Source organism: Pseudarthrobacter sp. alpha12b (genome assembly GCF_054130495.1).
In genome coordinates, this window is the sequence record NZ_CP196746.1 from 1,963,254 (window position 1) to 1,981,385 (window position 18,132).

Here is an 18,132-nt window from a genome sequence, read left to right on the forward strand (position 1 = left end):
TGAAAGAGTATTGTGAGCCATAACGCATCCAAGATTTTTGTCCTCTACCACCGTGGTCTGCGGACCGGAGGGCCGGAGGCCCTTCACCAGCTTGTGTCGACCCTTCGCGAACTGGGCCAGGACGCTTATCTTGTCCCCCACCACACAACCGCGGACCGTGACCGCGTTGCCCAATACTCCGTCTATGATGCACCTGAAGCAGACGCGATCGAGGACGCGCCGGGCAACTTCGTTGTGGTCCCTGAGACTTTTATCGAGGAGGTCTTCGGCTTCCAGCACGCAACCAAGATGATCTGGTGGCTAAGCATCGACAATGCGCTGACCTTTATGGCGGAACGGCAATGGCAGCGAAGCACGAAGAATTTGGCGGCGAAGATCGAGGAAACCTGGGTTCCTTTCCTGCGCATGCTCAAGCACGGCGATACCCCCCTGCAAATGCGGAAGCGCCGTGACATCGTTCACCTCGTTCAGTCCTCATATGCGTGGTCCTTCATCGCCTGCCGCCTGAACACGGTCCCATCCCTCCTCTCCGATTTCACACCGAGCGGGGAGTTCGGCCCCGCGGATGAAGCCAAGAGGAACCCACATGTTGTGACTTACAACCCTGCCAAGGGGGCCCACATTATCGAGGAAGTCAAGAAGGTAGCCGATCCGTCAATTCAGTGGCTGCCGATTCAGGGCATGTCACGTGGAGAGGTTATCGCAGCACTGCAGGGCTGCGGGATCTATCTCGACCTCGGCCACCACCCCGGCAAGGACAGGATGCCGCGGGAAGCAGCACTGTCCGGAGCGCTGAGTGTTGTTGCCCGCCGTGGTTCCGGAGCCTACTTCGCGGACGTGCCGATTCCGTGGGAACACAAAATTACGCCGGATACGAACGAGGTGGCTTCAACTGCCGCCGCACTTTCCGGGCTGATTGAAAACCTGCCGCAGGAGGTTCGCAAGCAAGATGCCTACCGGACCGCAATTGCGGGCGAAAGGGACCGCTTCCGCAAAGAAGTAGCCGACATCTTCATCAATAACCGGCTCGGCAAGGATGCTTATGACTACCTCTAGAGTGCTTGTGGAGGCACCTGGAGGATTGAGAGGATGATCAAGAGGATCGCCGCGTTCGCGGGTCTGCCGTTGATCGCTTCGCTGGCATCCTTCATCCTGCTGCCCATTGTCGCAAGAGTCGGCGGTGCACCCGTGTGGACTGCACTTGCGCTTGGCCAGGCGATCGGGTCCATTGCAGCAATTGTGGTCGGCCTCGGTTGGTCCCTCACTGGGCCGGCGGCGGTGGCAGCCTCACCCGATGCGGCAGTTCGACGGCGGCACTATGCCGTCAGTTTCACCACCCGTTCGCTGACATTTCTGGTCACCGTTCCCGTGATGGCTGTGGTTCTTTACCTTGCCGGCGACCCAGCCAGCTATTGGCTGGCGTTCCTCATGGCGTGCGCCCAGGCTGCGTCCGGGCTAACTCCTGCTTGGTACTGCATAGCGACAGGCCATCCCGGAAGGATCGCAAAGTATGACGTGGTACCGCGGATGATCGCCACGCTTGGCGTAATCCCGGTTCTGCTGACCATTGGGGAAATTTGGATTTACCCCGCGGCACTCCTTGTGCTCGGTCTTACCGGGACTTTGCTTTTCAACGCGCACTACGTCCGAAAGGTAGATTTCCGTGGCTTGTCCCTCGGCCGTGTTATCCACGAGATCTGGGCGTTGAGGGCGGGGGCCGGAGTCACTGTGGCGGCCGGCTCCTACGCGTCAACACCTATCATCATTGTGCAGTTCATGGTGTCAGCCAGCGGTGCAGCACCATTCGTGTCCGCGGAAAAGTTGTATCGAATCGGTCTGCTCGCGACAGCGGCGCTTGGTAACAGCTTGCAAGGCTGGGTAAGCGAATTCGGCGGCGACCATGCCCGACGTCGGAAATACTCGCTGATTGCTTTGTCCGGCCTGGGCATAGTGGGCTGGCTCGTGCTTGCCCTGGCAGGCCCGTGGGCAACGTCGCTTCTTTTCAGCGCTGCCCTGGCGGCAGACTTTTGGACCTGTTTCTGGTTTGGGCTGTCTTTTCTGCTGGTCTGCGTCACCAGTTCCACCGGGGCGCACTGGTTGGTCCCGGCCAATCGTATGCGCACAGTGTTGACCAGTACGATCTCGGGCGCCTTGGTTGGAGTTCCAGCAATGATCATCCTTGCCGGTCTGATGGGCGGGCCGGGCGGCGCGTTGGGCCTGGCCTTGGGCGAAATAGTGGTCACGGCAATTCAAATGCGCATCGTGCTCCGCATGTTGCGTGATCCCGACGTGAACAGCGCTACGAAGCAGGTAGCTCCATGACATGGATCGGCTTCTTGCCAATGATGCTCATCGCCATCGTACTGTTGTACTTGCCCGGGGCAGCCATCGCCAGGTGTCTTAAGTTCGGGCCTGGCGCCGTTTTCGGTATGGCACCTCTTCACTCGACTGCAGCTGCCGGCCTCGCAGGGGTCCTAACGGGTGCATTTGGTATCCGCTGGAGCATCATTCCCTATCTCGGAGTCTCCCTGGCCTTGGCTGGCCTGTCGTTGCTCCTTACTCGCCGGGTCCCACTTCCCAAAATGAAGACGACCCGCGAGGTCCTTCCGTACGTGTCGGTTTCGGTTGCACTGGTTCTCATCACGTGGCGCTTCGTGCAGCTTGTTGGTTCGCCGGGAAACCCTGCGCAAGTGTTCGACAACGTATTCCATCTCAACGCCGTTCGTTTCATCCTGGACACTGGAAATGCGTCTTCCCTGACATTGGCTTCACTGCAGGGAGTCACGGGGCTCGACGCAGTGTATCCGGCCGCCTGGCACTCAATGGCAGCACTTCTGGTGCAATTGACAGGAATCGATATACCGACGTCGCAAAACGCATTGAACTTGGCGGTCTCCGGTGTGGTCTGGCCCATGTCGTGCTTGTTTCTCGTGGCGTCGACGATCTCACGCCGACCTGCGGCAATGATTCTCACGTCGATCATGGCAAGTTCCCAGGTGGCGTTCCCCTACCTGATGATAGTTTGGGGCCCCTTGTTCCCTTACGCGTTGGCGGTTGCCATGATGCCGTCGGCAGTGACTGCAGTGCTGATCCTTGCGGGCGTCGCCCGAGGAGTGGGCGGCACCCCGAAAGCGTGGACTGCATCTCTGCTTTTGGCCATCGGCGGCCTCGCCTTGGCGCACACAAGTTCGATCAACACACTGCTGGCCCTCACAGCACCATTCCTCGTCGTCGTATGGTGGAAGCGCTTCAGAAGCCTGTCTTCCTTGTCGCGGAATGGTGGGCGACGACTCGCCGTATATTCCTTTAAGACGATCCTGGCACTGGGCCTCGCTGTGACATCCTGGTTGAAACTTCGACCCGCTCCCTATGACAACTGGGGTCCGACGGTCAAACCGGGGGCTGCTATTGGAGAGATCCTGACGGTCAGCCCCATGCAACTGGCAATACCTGCTGTCGTGGTTTCAGTCTTGTCCGTGTCCGGCCTTTACTTTGCCTTTCGAGGCCGGCGGATGGTGTGGCTGGCGGCATGCTACGGAGCAGCAGCTGCTCTATATGTAGTTGCCGCTGCTGCTCCCGTGGGCACACTTCGGGACCTACTCATCGGCACCTGGTACCAGGACACCTACCGGCTGGCGGCCCTGCTGCCATTGTTTGCCACCCCCCTGGCAGTGCTGGGCGGCTTGCGCCTGTGGGATCTTTGGCGGCAGTCAAGCGTCGCGGAACGCCTTGTCTCCTCGGTCCTCCAGCGCCGCTGGGTGCCATCCAGAGCGACGGGTGCAACCGTACTGGGGGTCGCAGTGGCTGTGACCGTGGCGTTGGGGGCAACGTTTGTGGGCCCCACGTCGCACTACATTTCCGGGGCCTCCACGGTTTACCGTTTTGACGCTCGCTCTCATCTCTTGAATCCGGACGAGAAGACCCTATTGCTAAGAGTTCCCGACCACGTTCCCGCAGACGCGGTGATCGCTGACAACCCTTGGAACGGCAGTTCCCTGGTCTATGCCTACACCGGGCGGAAAGTCCTCACCGCGCACTTGTTCTCTGGTAAGGACCCCACCCGGTCGCTCATAGACCAGCGCCTGAAGTTCGATGCTGGATCACCCCCCATCTGCGACGCCCTGCGCCTCAAAGGTGTGCAGTTCGTGCTCGATTTCGGCAACCAGTATCTTATTGACCTCGACGGAGCAAATGAGTTTCAGGGGGTTACGAACATTGGCGCGTCCCCGGGTTTTGAACTGATCGATTCGGAAGGTCCCGATGCAAAGCTTTACCGTGTCAACGCATGTGCCTGAAGACCTTTGGGCAGCCGCGTGGCGTTGGGCATGTCCAGACACCCCGGAGTCGCCCGTTAGGCTGGAGCTGTGATTTCTGTTTCTGCGCGAACCGTCAGACTATGCATAGCAGCGTATATGGCCGGGGTACTTTCTCTATCAGCCTGCTCGGAGACGCCACCGGACACGGTCCAGGGTGCTCTGACGGGAATCGGCAGCAAATCCGCACTAGGTGCCGTGAGTGCCTGGAGTGTCTCGTGGAGCAGCCAAGTGAAGGGGGCATCCGTGAGCTACTCCCCTGACGGCTCCATTGCCGGGCTGACGGCCTTCCGCGACGGGCAGGCGCACTTCTCTGCGAGTGGCAGTTCGCTCTCCGACCCAGAGGCAGCAACGGTGGCAGGACTATGCACCTCCGCTGGCGCACTTTCGTTGGCGGCAGGAGTCCTCCCGGTGGGTGTCGCCGTTAAAATCAAAGGGGTCAGCGACATCGTTCTGGATGCGCCCACGCTTGCGGGGATACTTCTTGGCACCATCGACAGATGGAATGATCCTCGAATTGCAGCTCTGAATGCCGGACAATCGCTCCCGGATGTTGCCATCACAGTCTTGACGGAGCAGGGCCCCTCAGAATCCACCCGCACAGTTAATGACTACCTTGCTAGGTCGTCCGGTCTGCCATGGAACCCGGAGCAGCCCGATCTGTGGCCATCCGGTGTGAAGGGACAAACACGGTCGCAGCCGTCTGACTTAGCCAACAAGCTTGATGACGCAGACGGCGGCATCACCATCCTTGACGGCAGTTTGATAGGAAACCGGTTTACGGCTGCTCAACTCGTTTTCGCCGGGCATGTCAGAAAAATGGATGCTTCCTCCGTCGTGGATGCTGTCGCTGCCGGTGAGGTCAAGACAACCGCAAGATCCACCGTCCAGACCCTCGATTCCGGATCAGGTTATGGCCTGGCGACAGTAATTTACGTCCAGGTTTGCCGGCAATACGCGGAGGAACCACTGAACCGCCTGGTTCGCTCCTTTGGCGAGTCGCTTCTGGGAGAGAAAGCCCAAAAGGATGCGAATTCCTATTCCTTTGTCGTGTCACCGAGCAAGAAGGCCATCAATGACGGATTATCGCTGGTGCGGGGAATCGGAGCCGCGCAATGAGCGTTGCTGAACGGATCAGAACGCGACGTGCAATTCCACGTCCGTTCCGGACATTCGTCCTGCTGACGGCCTTGTTCACTGCCTTACTCGCGTTGTGGTCGATTGCTACACCCCTGATGGGTTTCCCTGACGAGCCCGCCCACACCATTAAGGCGGCCGCGGTGGTGCGTGGCCAAGTGGTTGTTGAAGAGGGTGCCTCGTTTGGACATGGCGTTCATGTCAAGGTCCCTGATTACATTGCAAACCTTCACACACAGGGATGCTACAAATTCAACCCCGCACAGGCTGCCGACTGCGCCCCTCCGGTTTATGCCGACGATACCTACACAAATATCGGCGTGACCTCGGCCGGATCGTATAACCCGATGTACTACTGGCTTGTTGGCCTTCCCACGTTGGTGATGTCGGGCGCGCCGGCAATCTACGCAATGCGGCTCATCAGCGCTGTTGTCTGTTCCGTCTTCCTCGCAGCCGGATTCACTGCCCTGACTGAATTGCGGAGGCCACGTTATGCTGTGCTGATGGCCGCCGTCGCCATGACCCCTATGGTCCTTTTCCTCGGTGGAGGTATCAACCCAAATTCCCTGGAGATTGCGGCAACTCTGGCGGCCTTCTCCGGTTTCGTTGTTGTACTGGATAACTGGCGGAACACTTCGACCGTTGTTCCGGCGTTGGTGACAATTGGTGCCTCAACAGTGGTGTTGGCCAACGCGCGTCAAATCTCGCTTGTATGGCTCCTGTGCGCTCTCGTCGCTGGCGTTTGCTCCTTCAGGTTGAAAAGGACTATCCAGGTCTTCAAAGACAAACGGGTGCTCACGGCCGTAGCGCTGACAGTTCCCGGAACTCTTTTGGGTCTCCTGTGGATTTATGTAGCTGCGCATGGGCCAGCGAACGTCGGGGTTGCACCCGACGGCATCGCAAGCCCGCACCCTGATGCACCCCTTTACCGCGGATTCATGATCATGCTTGATCGCACGTTCAATTTCTTCCCCCAGTACATAGGCGTCATGGGATGGCTGGATACACCAGCGCCTGAACTTGTGATGCTCGTATGGGGAGGCCTCATGATCGTCGCCCTTGTCCTGCCTTTCTGCGTCCGGCCGTTGCGTAGCTGGTCAGGCTATTGGGTGTCATTGGCCATGCTTTACATCGTGCCTGCTCTCCTCCAAACGGTGCTGTGGCGATCCATGGGTTTCATCTGGCAAGGACGCTACACTCTTCCACTTGTTGTTGTGCTACTTGTCAGCGTTGGGCTGGGTCTCCGGCGCCTGCGCTTCAACCCAGCGCCAGCTGCGGCCAGAGTCGCTCGGATCGTCTTCTGGTTCATTGCCGGCTGCCATACCCTGACATATGTCTACGTCCTAAGGCGGTACGTCGTGGGCATCAGTGAGTCTGCTAACTGGCAGACATTGTTCTCATCTCCGCATTGGCAACCTCCCGGCAGTTGGTTGCTGCTGACCGTGTTGTATTTGGTTGCGGCTTCCGCCGGACTGGAACTTCTGTTCCGCTACCTCTACCCCGGCCACAGCCTCATCAGCCGCCGAGGGCCGAAACCCCAGCTTCACCGGGGACCAGCCAAGCCGTCGGCCGCCGGCCGTCCCCAGCACACTGATGCCCCGGTCGTCTGACTTGGGAGGTAGTGGCTGCTCGCTGATGTCACCTCAAGAAGCCGTGAGGTCTATTCAGCCGAGCTACTCGCCGCTCACCTGACACGCATCGACAAACAGGTCGCCGCCACTGCCGAAGCGTCCCGCTATACCCCGGTGATTGCTGCGCCGATGTGTCTGCATGGCATCCAGCTAACGACCGCATTTGGGTTGGCTGTGGAGATCGGAGGCTGGACCCGCTTTACCGGCTCTTCGTGGTGGGGAATTGAGTTCGTGTGGTTGAAGACAAGGGAGCCCATGGCCCTGCTGGGATAAGTGTGGCCAGCATTTGACCTGGAACAGGACCACGACCCGTGATCGAGCCTACTGGGGTCGCAGCCGATGCTGCCATCATACTTTTCGACGCGCCTGACTACCGCGTCATTTCCACCACCATCGCTGCCGGCCAGCGGCAGGTCATCATCGAAACCAACCACCCGTCGGGGTGCCTAAGCTGCGGTGTCATTGCCTCCCGGCGGAAGGAGCGCCGCTTCCAGCGGCTCCGCGATGTTGCGGTCGCTGGCACGGTGGAGGTGCTCTGGTCCGAGTACCGCTGGTACCGTGAAGAGCCAGCGTGCGACCGGCTGTCATTCTTGAATCCACGCCCCAGGTACCGCGCCGTGCCCGCTCAACCACCAGGCTGCGGGACCAGCTCGTGTACGCGGTCATCCGCTCAAGTCGGGGGGTGGCTGAAACAGCGGCCGGCTTCGCCGTGTCTGGGGGAACGGTCCGGGCAGCCGTGACTGAGGCCTTCCTGCTGCAACTGCCGGACGTCGACGAGTTCAGCCCCCGAATGCTCGGCATCGATGAACACCGGTTCCGGTCAGTTCGCTACTTCCAGGACCCGTCAACGAAGGCGTGGACGCGGTTCGAGCCGTGGATGACAACGACCGTTGACCTGGACACTGCACATGTCCATGGTCTCGTCGACGGAAGGAACCACAAGGGCGTCGGGGACTGGCTGTTCGCCCGACATTGGAGTGGCGCCTGGGGTGCAGGTCGTGGCGATCGATCCCCCGGCGGCCTTCCGGAAAGCGTTGCGGATGTGGCTTCCGCGCACCGCTGTCGCTGTCGATCGTTTCCACCTCTTCACGCTAGCTAATCAGGCCATGACGGAGACCCCGCAGAACCTTTCCCAGCTGGTCATGGGCGGCCGCGGACGGGCCATCGATAAAGCCTGGGCGCACCGCATGCTCCTGCTGCGCCGTGGCGACACCCTCAGTTACCGGGCCCCCGCTTGTCTCAAGGAAGTGTTCACCGTGGGACGATCCCACTGAGACCCCCAGGCCGTATGGAAAGTGCAGGAACAACTCCGAAGCCTGCTCCGAACAAGCTCACTGGAGGACGCCGCCGCGGCCAAGGAAGTACTGGAGGAACTGGTGAAGGCAGCCGCACGGCCGGTGACGAACAGGCTCTACCGCACCGTCTGCAGGCGCTGATAACAGATCGAAGTACTCATCATCACCGGCGCCACTATCGGCAAGGTCGAGGCCACAACACAGCAATCAAGAACATCAAACGCACGGCTCGCGGATACCGCAACGCCACCAACTACAAGTCAGTTATTCTCTGGAGAAGTGCCGTCCGGACGGCGGTATCACGCTCATTCCAGGAATCCATTTCCCCACGAACCGCGAAGAGCCGCTTTCCCGGCTCGACCATCGGGTCCTATCCTGGCTTGGTCCCCAGCGAGGAGTCCTCCGGCCCGTCCCGGCACCAGGGCCCGATCACCAAGGCCGGGAACACCTACGCCGCAAATTCCTGATCGAAGCGGCCGCCAGCGCCGCCGTCCCTATGCCCGGCCAGGGGAACGGCTGCTGCGCCAGCTTGTGCTTGTCGCCCCGGCAACGCGCGTCAGCGGCCTGGAAAGAAACCACCGGCTGCATCACAACCAGCGAGGCTTCGATAACCGATACAAGATGTCAATCAAGGACAACACTACGATCGCCCTTGAGCTGGCAGGCTGGTGCTGGTCATTAGCCACTCCGCTGCAGCAAGGGCAACGCATGGCCCCACTCCGGCAACAGCGTGCCTTCAGGAACGGGCGGAAATGTGCACGGCAGCATCCAAAGACAACTCGAGAAACGACTATGAGCAGTCGGACCTAACCGTCGACACAAGACCCGCCAACACACCCCTCCAGACCGGACCGCACAGGAAAAGCGGCCCCCGGAACCAAATCCGGGAGCCGCCCACCGATGCCCATTGACAACCAAAACTACATATCAGCCTTCCCCGTGGAAGGTTCTCCGCCAAGCCGCCATCGATACCAAATCCGCAAGCGCTGAGCGGTAGTCAGCTGCCAGCGCGTCCCAGTTCTTGTACAGCGCCGCGTGCTGAAGAGCCGACTGGCTCAGCATGGCTTTGAGTTTTTTGGGATCACGCTTGTACCACGAGGCAGCCGTCCCCTCGGCATTGGACACTACGACGGAATCAAACTGCGCCGTCCGGAACCACCTGTTGTCGACGTGGGCAAGGTAACCCTGCGGGCGTTCAAGCGAGGCCGCGGAGGGCTGCTTGAGCAACTGCCGGGCAACTGTCGTCAGGCCCCACTTGACCATGTCCTTCTTCGCGGGCATCTGGCTGTCACCCTGCCCCGAAAGCCCTGCCCCGAGGGAAGGTGCGGGAAAATCGTCTATGTCTTCATGCAGCTGTGCATCGGGGAAGGAGTCCCGCAGCTTGTTGATGCTTGCCAGTTTCGTGACGAGGGACGGGTGAAGGTGGGCTGGACCGGTCATTAGGTCCGACCGGGCCATCAGACGGTTCTGCGCAGTGAAGTACTGGAGCGAAACGAGGTGCTTCACGTCCTCCTGGAAAGATTCCCGCAACACGGAGCCGCCCTTTGGATGGGGGCTGTGGAGCAGAGCGGTTATCAGGCGGTTGCGGTTATGGAAGTATGCCTGCCACCCGACCAGATCGTCTTTATCAATCCATGAGATGTGCCACAGCGCCGCGCCGGGCAACGACACTGTCCGGTAGCCGGCGGCCCTGGCGCGCAGCCCATACTCCGAGTCGTCCCACTTGATGAACAACGGCAGCGGCAGGCCAATGTCGCGTATTACGGAAGTGGGTATCAAGCACATCCACCACCCGTTGTAGTCGACGTCAACACGCCTGTGAAGCCAGGGCGTCTGCCGGAGGTTCGACACACTGAAATCGTGCCGCATCTCCATGTCCTGGTGGGGCTGGCTTGGTGAGAACCGCCGGGAATCGATCGTCTCGCCCATCGAGTACAACGTGCTGCGGCTGTACAGGTCGAACATGTGTCCACCCACAATTGTGGGCTTCCGGCACCGGCCGGAGAAGGCCATCATGCGCAGGACGCTTTCGGGCTCCATCACAACGTCGTCATCCAGGAGCAGAACGTAGTCACTGCCGTTTTCAACGGCTTCATACATTCCGCGGGCAAATCCTCCGGAACCACCCAGGTTCGCTTGGTTGATCACTCGGAGCTTGGGACCGATGAGGGCTGCCAACTCCGCAAAGCCGGGTTGGTCGGCAACCTTTACTGTGCCCTGGTCAACAATCAGCACTTCCCTGGCCACTTCGAGCGCTTCCGGGTGTTCTGCCAGAGCACGGACGTTGGCAAGGCAGAAGTCCGGTTTGTTCATTGTGGTGATCTGGATGGTGGCTGACTCGAGGGGTCGCTCCGCGGGCGCCCCCTCCCAGCGGGCCTCACCCAGAATGAGGTCGCCCCGGCTTGAGGCCAGGTCAAACCAGTACCACCCACCGTCCCCGAAGGGTTTGATGGAGAGGTTGAACTCGGTTCGTGCGTCGCCGTCGACCCGCGTCCCCTCAACACGTTGAATGGTGCCGCGCGCGTTCGATTTGTAGACGGTGATGGATCCGTGTCCGGAAGTTTCAACCACCAGGCGAACCTCACGCAGATGTGTCCACCGGCGCCAGTAACTGGCAGGAAATGCGTTGAAATACGTCCCCAGCGAGATCTGTTCCCCGGAACGCACCCTGATGGAAAATCGGGACAACAGGTCGTCGAAGTGCACCTCCCGTTGACTGGAGCCTACAAGGCGCAGCTTTTCCTCTGCCCGTTTGGGATTTCGCGCCGACTCATCGCTTTCCCGGAAGCGTATTCCTGATGCCGGGCCAGGGTCCGCGTAGAGCGACATCGTGTCAACTCCGGATTCCGGCGGGAAGATCACCCGCTGGAGTGTCGCCCAGCCCGGCGATCCGCTCATGCGTCTACGCCTCCGCTTTCCAGCTTTGCGCCGCTTTCGAAGTGCGGCCTGATCTTGTTGTCGAACATGCTCAGCGCAGCACCGATGGCCATATGCATGTCCAGGTACTTGTAGGTGCCCAACCGACCGCCGAACAGGACATCCCTCTCCGCCGCGGCAAGGTCACGATACTTGAGCAGCCGCTCCCTGTCAGCGGAGGTGTTCACCGGGTAATAGGGCTCGTCGCCCTTCTCGGCGAAACGCGAGAACTCACGCATGATGACCGTCTTTTCGGTCTGGTACTCGCGCTCCGGGTGGAAGTGGCGGGGTTCGATAATGCGGGTGTAGGGGACATCGTCGTCGTTGTAGTTCACAACGGACGTGCCCTGGAAGTCGCCCACCTCAAGTACTTCTTCCTCGAAGTCGATGGTGCGCCAGGACAAGTCACCCTCGGCGTAGTCGAAGTAGCGGTCAACCGGGCCGGTGTAAATCACGGGGATGTTGCCCACCACTTTGTTCTTGCTGTACTCGTGGGACTCATCGAAGAAATCGGTGTTGAGCCGCACCTCGATGTTCGGGTGCTCCGCCATCTTTTCGATCCACGCGGTGTAACCGTTGGTGGGGAGGCCCTCGTACTTGTCGTTGAAGTAACGGTTGTCGTAGTTGTAGCGCACGGGCAGCCGGGAGATGATGCCAGCCGGCAGGTCCTTGGGATCCGTCTGCCACTGCTTCCCGGTGTAGTGCTTGATGAACGCTTCATACAGCGGGCGGCCGATCAGCTGTATGCCTTTGTCGTTCAGGTTTTGCGGGTCGGTTCCCGCCAGCTCGCCGGCCTGCTCCTGGATGAGGTCCCTCGCCTGGCCGGGTGTGAGGTTGGCCCGGAAGAACTGGTTGATGGTAGCCAGGTTGATGGGCAGCGAATAGACCTCGCCCTTGTGGACGCCATAGACCTTGTGCACGTAGTCCGTGAAGGTGGTGAACCTGTTGACGTACTCCCACACCCGCTCGTTGGAGGTGTGGAAAAGGTGGGCGCCGTACCGGTGGATTTCAATCCCGGTCTGCTCTTCCTTTTCGCTGTACGCGTTGCCGCCGATGTGATGGCGACGGTCGATGACGACGACCTTCAGGCCGAGCTCAGTGGCGGCCTGTTCTGCGATTGTCAGGCCAAAAAAGCCGGACCCTACGATGACGAGGTCAGCGGTCACAAAATCTCCTGGTTCGAATGCGGGCAGCGCAATGATGCGCATTGTCTGCTGCTCCAGCCTACCCGAGGGACTGGACGGGCCGTCGAATCAGCCTGCCCGCTGTGAGGCGGCACACACACTTGCATCAGCCAGCGCGCAGAACCCCGTCCTCCTCAAGGTAAGCATCCCCCGTCGCCGGACAGATCCACTGCCCTCCCTCCTGCCGGAGCGGCTGGCCCGCCTTCCCCACCCATCCGATGCGGCGCGCGGGAACCCCCGCCATAAGGGCAAAGTCCGGCACGTCCTTGGTAACGACGGCGCCTGCCGCCACCATCGCCCACGCACCGATGGTCATGGGTGCTATACAGACTGCCCGGGCACCGATGGCGGCTCCCCGCCGGATGGTGACGCCCACCTTGTTCCAGTCGTCCTCCGTCTTCAGGCTGCCCTGGGGATTTATGGCGCGGGGAAAGACGTCATTGGTAAGCACCGCCGCCGGGCCAATAAAGACTCCGGCCTCCAGGACTGCGGGCTCGTATACCAGCGCGTAATTCTGGACCTTGCAGTTCTCCCCCAGGACCACTCCGGGGCCGATGTACGCGCCACGGCCAATGACGCAGTTCTCCCCCAGGCGTGCCGCCTCCCTGATCTGTGCGAGATGCCAAACCTTGCTGCCTGCCCCTATCTGGGCGCCGGCATCGACGTCCGCGCTGTCAGCGATCGTGCTCACGGTGGCTCCTTTCGCAGCTGTCGGACCACCTGGCCAGGCCCAGGGGTGTAGTGATCCTAACCGGGCTGTCCCCTTCCAGGGAGCCCGGAAACCACACGTTTATCCACATAGGTTCCAGGGCGTCTCCCCAGCGCTGCCCGCTGTAACTAGCGTGTGGGTACATGCACGAAGGATCAGCAACCCATGACTCTTAATTGCACACTGGTTGGCGCCTCGGAATCAGCGCATTTCCGGCCACCGGTGGAGCTATCCATTGACGCTCCCGCCGGCACGGAAGGCCTCGTCATTCACGAGCAGTTGGTGCAGAAGTTTGGCGCGGGCGTCATCACCGTGGATGGGGAAGACCTGCGATCCCTGGTCCTCGGCGTGCCGCCGCTTGTAGAGGCGGCGATCCTTGTCGACGGCGGCACCGCCCCTTCAAGCCGGCGGCCCCGGCGCGGGCCGGCACCTGAAGCTGCGGCACCCCTGGCCCTCGCCATCGACAGCGGAGCAGCAGCAGGAACGGTGGTGCCGTTACGGCGCGGCAGTTACAGCATTGGCCGAAGCGGCACCCGGATAGTCATCCCGGATCCGGAGCTGTCGCGTGAACACGCACGGGTTGTGGTCACGGACACGGACATTCTGTTGATTGACCTGGACAGTGCCAACGGCACGTATGTCGACGGTGAAAGGATCCGGACCAAGGTCATCTCCACGGATTCCAGCATCCGGTGCGGCCAATCGACCTTATCGCTGGTCTTTGCGGATCCGCCCGGCCGGGCACTTTCAGATGCAGGAAATACTGTTGCGGAGCCCATCGTGGTGCGCGCCCGTGCTGACGCAGGAAACCGTGCAGTACTGGTTTTGACCGCAGTTCTCCCGCTGGCAATCGGGGTGCTGCTGGCTGTCCTCACCGGAATGTGGATGTTCCTTGCCTTTTCCGCGGCGTCCGCATTCTCCGTCCTTGTGCCCGCTATCAGCGGACGGCGGCAGAGACGGGAACTGTCCGTCGCCGTGCGGGCCGCTGTCGCGGAAGACAGGGACCGCCGACGGCGGAGCGCCCCTTCCCTGTCCCTCGTTGCGTTGGCAGCACATCGGGCCAAGGAGACGTTCAGTCCCGGCTCGGGCGGCGACGGCATTTGGTTGCGGCTGGGCCAGACAGAACAGGTGGCCAATGTCAGGATTGAAACAACAGGTGCCGGCCCATCGGTTCCGCCGGCAGGAATGGTTCCCGTCGTACTCGACCCCGACCGCCAGCTGACCACCATCGGCGGTCCGCGGTCCGCCACCGATGGCGCCCTCCGGTCCTTTCTCATGCAGCTGGAAGGGTACCCGCGCGCGGGTACGACGCACGTCCTCGTTCATGGACAGCCAGAAAGCCTGCCCCTCGCTGCACGGTATCTTCCCGGGGTGACTCTTACGGCAACACCACAGGCCGCCCTCAGTGTTGTAAATAGCAGCCATCCCCGTGGCTGCGAACGCGCAGTCCTTTTGATTCTGGGGGAAAGATCTACCGGGGCCGCTGATGATTCGGTACGTGACTCGGCGATCCGTCGGGGATGGCAGGTACTTCACTTCCTGCCTGAAGATGGAGGCATGCCCGCACCTGACCTTTTTCTCTCCGAGCGCAGGTCGGTCCTGCTGCAAGACCTCCGTGAGACCGTATTTGTGCCCGACCTGGTGCCGGGCCATGTGTTCACCGGCTTCTGCCGGCGCATGGCAGGCGCACGGCGGCAGGACAATGAACAGGTGAGATCCGTTCCCGCTGCCTGCAGCCTTGACGAAGTCCTGCCCCTGACGCTTGCGGCTACTGCGGACCGATGGGGCTCCGGCGCGCTCAATGACGGACTGGCCGTGCCACTTGGGCGCAGTGCATCTGGAACGAAGACCCTGGATCTGCAGTCCGACGGGCCCCACCTCCTGGTGGCCGGCACCACCGGCTCCGGGAAGTCGGAACTGCTTCGGAGCCTCACGCTGGCACTCGCACTCAGCTATCCGCCCGAGCGGGTGAACTTCTTCTTCATCGATTTCAAGGGCGGTTCAGGGCTTGGTCCACTGAGTGACCTCGTCCACTGCGTGGGACTGCAGACGGACCTTTCCAGCTCCGAAATGGAGCGAACACTGACCTCGCTCCGCGCCGAGGTGCAGCTCCGTGAGAGGTGCCTTTCCGCGGCCCGGGTACCGGACATATCCGCCTATCGCTCCAGCACCGCGGCGGAGGACTTTGTCCTTCCCCACCTCGTCATCGTCATCGACGAGTTCAGGATGCTGGTTGACGATGCGCCGGAAGCGCTCCGTGAGTTGCTGCGGATAGCATCGATCGGGCGCTCCCTGGGCATCCATCTGATCATGGCAACGCAGAGGCCGCAGGGAGCACTGACGGCGGACATCCGTGCAAACGTCACGTCCAGCATCGCCCTCCGGGTGCAATCCGACATGGAGTCGGTCGATATCGTCAATTGCAAAAGCGCTGCGGCCATCAGTGTCGACGCTCCAGGCCGAGCCTTCCTGGCACGCGGGGCGGAGGCCGCGGAGGAGTTCCAGGCGGCATCCCTGGGGTCGGTGACCGCAGGCGGAGGCTCCCGCGTCGTTAGTGTCCAAAAAACAGTGGACTTTCTCGCCGGCCAGGTAGCTGAACCGGGCAACGCGGCCGGCCCTGTGCCACCCCCCGCCCAGGCGGTGGAACCGCTGGCAGCCATGGTGAAGAGCCTCTGCACGCAGCAGGAGAAGCTGCTCCCCAGAAGGCCTGTCGCCGCTCCACTGCCGGCGGACCCGGAAGAACCCGCTCCGGGTGGTCCATCCTCCGGTTTTACGGTCCCCGGCTCTTGGCCTCTTGAACCGGTGATCCCGGCAGGGGACGTTCGCCTCGGCCTGATGGACGTGCCCGAAAAGCAACGGGTGGAAGCCCTCGTGTGGAGCCCTGCGCGCCACAGCCACGCAGCGTTCATCGGCAGTCCTGCGTCCGGCGCCGGGGCGGCCCTGGAACTGGCCGTCCACAAACTGATAACCGGACCCGGGGAGGTCCACTTCTATATCCTGGACGCCGCGGGAGGTTTTCTGCCGCTGGTCAAAGCAGGCCGCCTTGGCGCGCGGGCAGGACTGGACGACCTGCGCCGGGGAGTACGGATCCTGGAGCGGCTTGTCCAGGAGATGGGTCAACGGCTGCGCCATCCAGCTTCCGGGAAGGTGCCGATTGTCCTCGTCGTCTCCGGTTGGGGGTCCTGGGTCTCGGCCTTCCGGTCAGGGCCGTTGGCCTGGGCTGAGGATCTGGTCCATGACCTCGTCCGCGACGGTGCCAGAGCCGGGATCACGCTGCTGCTCTCCGGGGAGCGCGAGCTTGTCACCGCACGGTACTTTGGCGCTCTTCCCAACCGTTTCTACTTTCCGGCCGGTTCCACCGAAGAGGGCCGCGCCATGTGGCCCCGAATGCATTCGATGCCTGCCATCCAAGGGAGGGCTGCTGCCTTCGGCCCTGTCTCGAGTGACGGCCCGGCTGTCTGCCAGTTCTATCGCTGCCCTGCCCCGGAATCGTTGGGTAAAAGCGGCGCATACCCGCCTGCCTCGTCGCCGCCATTCCGGGTGGAACCCCTCCCGGCAAAAATCAGTGTCAAGCAGGTTGGAGCGATGGCAGGACGGCCTCCGGCACGATCTCCATCAGTCCGAGCCCACTCAGGCCAGGAACCGCTGGCTAAGGGACGAGAGGCCATGCGGTCGGTAACCCTGGGGAGACAAGGCGACGTCTTCCTGGGAGTGGCCGGGGATGAGCTCGCCGCAGCATCGTTCCGTATTCCGTTCAGCGGTGTACTTGCCGTTCTTGGCAACCCCGGAAGCGGCAAGAGCAATGCCCTGTCCGCGTTGGAGGTACTCAACCCCGGGCACCTGTGGTGCACGCACCATGGGCCACCCCAGGCCGCGGGAGATTTTTGGGCGGACATGCTGTTGCAGGCGGATAGTGGTAATTTGCCGCGGGAAACCACGCTGCTGGTTGACGACGTCGACCAACTCGGCCCGTCAGTGTTGAGGGATCTGGGCGATCTGCATACGCTCGGCCACTCCTTGGTGGTAACTGCTGCTTACAGTCCAATGCTTCTCCATCGCGTCCCGCTGATCATGAATGCCCGGGCTTCGGGCGTCGGGCTTCTGCTTGGCCCGCGGTCAATGGCCGATGGCGACCTCTTCGGGATACGGTTCGACGTTGAGTCCCATCCCCCGCCGGGACGCGCTGCCCTGATCTCCGGCGGCCGCTCCGCCCCCGTCCAGGTGGCTTGGGCGGGAGCAGAAGAATGACCGGCGGCCGTTCCAGCAGAGGCACAGCTCCAGTCGATTGGGAGGGAAGATGCAGGCCCGGGTCAGAGAGTTGGGGGCGCACTCCCCGTACGGGAGGCATGGTGGACCACTTTGTTGGAAAACAGCAGGACGATGGCGATGACCGCCGGAACCAGCATTGCCAGTCCGGCAAAAACCAGGCCGCTGGTTATCGCGGGCACCCCGATAGTGAGGACAAACAACTGCGCTACCAACGCAGCCGCCCTGGTCCACCGGTAACCCCGGTAGAGGAAGACTGCCACTGAATACAGCCACACCGAAAAAGCCAGGAGGAGCCCCAGGGTGAAGACGGCACCCCAGAAGGACAAGACAGGACTGCCACTGAACAGTTCGTAGGCATACCAGCCTGCCGCCGCCAGGAGGGCCGTAGCTTCGGCAGCGGCCACGACCGCCACCACCCAGACTGCCCCGGGGACGGGGCCCGGCCGCCCATCGACTGTGCGGTCGGGGCTGCTGCCGGGATCGTCGGAAGAGGAGGGGGTACCTGATGGATTTACCGGGGGTCTTGACACACTGGCACCCTACCGGACATAGTCGGACACTGGTGAGGGCCGGAGCCGCCACTGTGATGCATCGCTCAGGTTTCATGGGATATCGGGCGTTATTACCCCTTGTTTACACAGCGTTAACATGACAGGCTTGATGCAGATGACCAAGGGG

Annotated in this window: 12 protein-coding genes and 1 pseudogene; 9 read left to right on the top strand and 4 right to left on the bottom strand. The window is 61.6% G+C overall.

What is annotated here, in order from left to right; all coding sequences use genetic code 11:
* Positions 1 to 12 precede the first annotated feature (12 nt).
* The 8 genes and pseudogenes from ACTAQI_RS08980 to ACTAQI_RS09015 form a co-directional block, all read left to right on the top strand.
* Entirely contained in the window at positions 13 to 1,056 is a 1,044-nt protein-coding gene (locus tag ACTAQI_RS08980; protein WP_457950669.1) for a hypothetical protein, read from the top strand.
* A 33-nt stretch (positions 1,057 to 1,089) separates the two neighbouring features.
* Positions 1,090 to 2,322: a lipopolysaccharide biosynthesis protein gene (locus tag ACTAQI_RS08985; RefSeq protein WP_457950670.1), complete on the top strand. Its 1,233-nt coding sequence runs from the start codon at positions 1,090 to 1,092 to the stop codon at positions 2,320 to 2,322.
* Positions 2,319 to 4,295, top strand: coding sequence for a DUF6541 family protein (locus tag ACTAQI_RS08990; protein ID WP_457950671.1), 1,977 nt, complete (start codon positions 2,319 to 2,321; stop codon positions 4,293 to 4,295). The genes ACTAQI_RS08985 and ACTAQI_RS08990 overlap by 4 nt, the downstream gene beginning before the upstream one ends.
* Before the next feature lie 117 nt (positions 4,296 to 4,412).
* Positions 4,413 to 5,432, top strand: a complete 1,020-nt coding sequence (locus ACTAQI_RS08995) for a substrate-binding domain-containing protein (RefSeq protein ID WP_457950672.1) — start codon at positions 4,413 to 4,415, stop codon at positions 5,430 to 5,432.
* Positions 5,429 to 7,060: a DUF2142 domain-containing protein gene (locus tag ACTAQI_RS09000; protein ID WP_457950673.1), complete on the top strand. Its 1,632-nt coding sequence runs from the start codon at positions 5,429 to 5,431 to the stop codon at positions 7,058 to 7,060. Before ACTAQI_RS08995 ends, ACTAQI_RS09000 begins: the two co-directional genes overlap by 4 nt.
* Before the next feature lie 1,061 nt (positions 7,061 to 8,121).
* Positions 8,122 to 8,355, top strand: coding sequence for a transposase (locus tag ACTAQI_RS09005; RefSeq protein WP_457951025.1), 234 nt, complete (start codon positions 8,122 to 8,124; stop codon positions 8,353 to 8,355).
* 21 nt (positions 8,356 to 8,376) lie between these two features.
* Entirely contained in the window at positions 8,377 to 8,517 is a 141-nt protein-coding gene (locus ACTAQI_RS09010) for a hypothetical protein (RefSeq protein ID WP_457951135.1), read from the top strand.
* A 227-nt stretch (positions 8,518 to 8,744) separates the two neighbouring features.
* Positions 8,745 to 8,872: pseudogene (locus ACTAQI_RS09015) on the top strand (transposase); the annotation flags it as partial.
* 431 nt (positions 8,873 to 9,303) lie between these two features.
* On the opposite strand, the gene ACTAQI_RS09020 reads toward ACTAQI_RS09015, so the two are convergent.
* From ACTAQI_RS09020 to ACTAQI_RS09030, 3 genes are all read right to left on the bottom strand, one after another.
* The gene (locus tag ACTAQI_RS09020) at positions 9,304 to 11,274 is read right to left on the bottom strand and encodes a glycosyltransferase (RefSeq protein WP_457950674.1); all 1,971 of its coding nucleotides are present in this window, start codon (positions 11,272 to 11,274) and stop codon (positions 9,304 to 9,306) included.
* Positions 11,271 to 12,458, bottom strand: coding sequence for a UDP-galactopyranose mutase (gene glf, locus ACTAQI_RS09025; protein WP_457950675.1), 1,188 nt, complete (start codon positions 12,456 to 12,458; stop codon positions 11,271 to 11,273). Before glf ends, ACTAQI_RS09020 begins: the two co-directional genes overlap by 4 nt.
* Before the next feature lie 124 nt (positions 12,459 to 12,582).
* Positions 12,583 to 13,167, bottom strand: coding sequence for an acyltransferase (locus ACTAQI_RS09030; RefSeq protein ID WP_457950676.1), 585 nt, complete (start codon positions 13,165 to 13,167; stop codon positions 12,583 to 12,585).
* A 183-nt stretch (positions 13,168 to 13,350) separates the two neighbouring features.
* On the opposite strand from ACTAQI_RS09030, the gene ACTAQI_RS09035 reads away from it, so the two are divergent.
* Positions 13,351 to 17,433 carry an FtsK/SpoIIIE domain-containing protein gene (locus ACTAQI_RS09035; protein WP_457950677.1) on the top strand — a complete coding sequence of 1,361 codons (4,083 nt, stop codon included), beginning with the start codon at positions 13,351 to 13,353 and terminating at the stop codon, positions 17,431 to 17,433.
* Between the two features lie 62 nt (positions 17,434 to 17,495).
* Here ACTAQI_RS09035 and ACTAQI_RS09040 read toward each other — a convergent pair whose 3' ends face one another.
* Positions 17,496 to 17,984 (bottom strand): hypothetical protein, encoded by a 489-nt coding sequence (locus tag ACTAQI_RS09040; protein ID WP_457950678.1) that lies wholly within the window; start codon positions 17,982 to 17,984, stop codon positions 17,496 to 17,498.
* Positions 17,985 to 18,132: the final 148 nt, after the last annotated feature.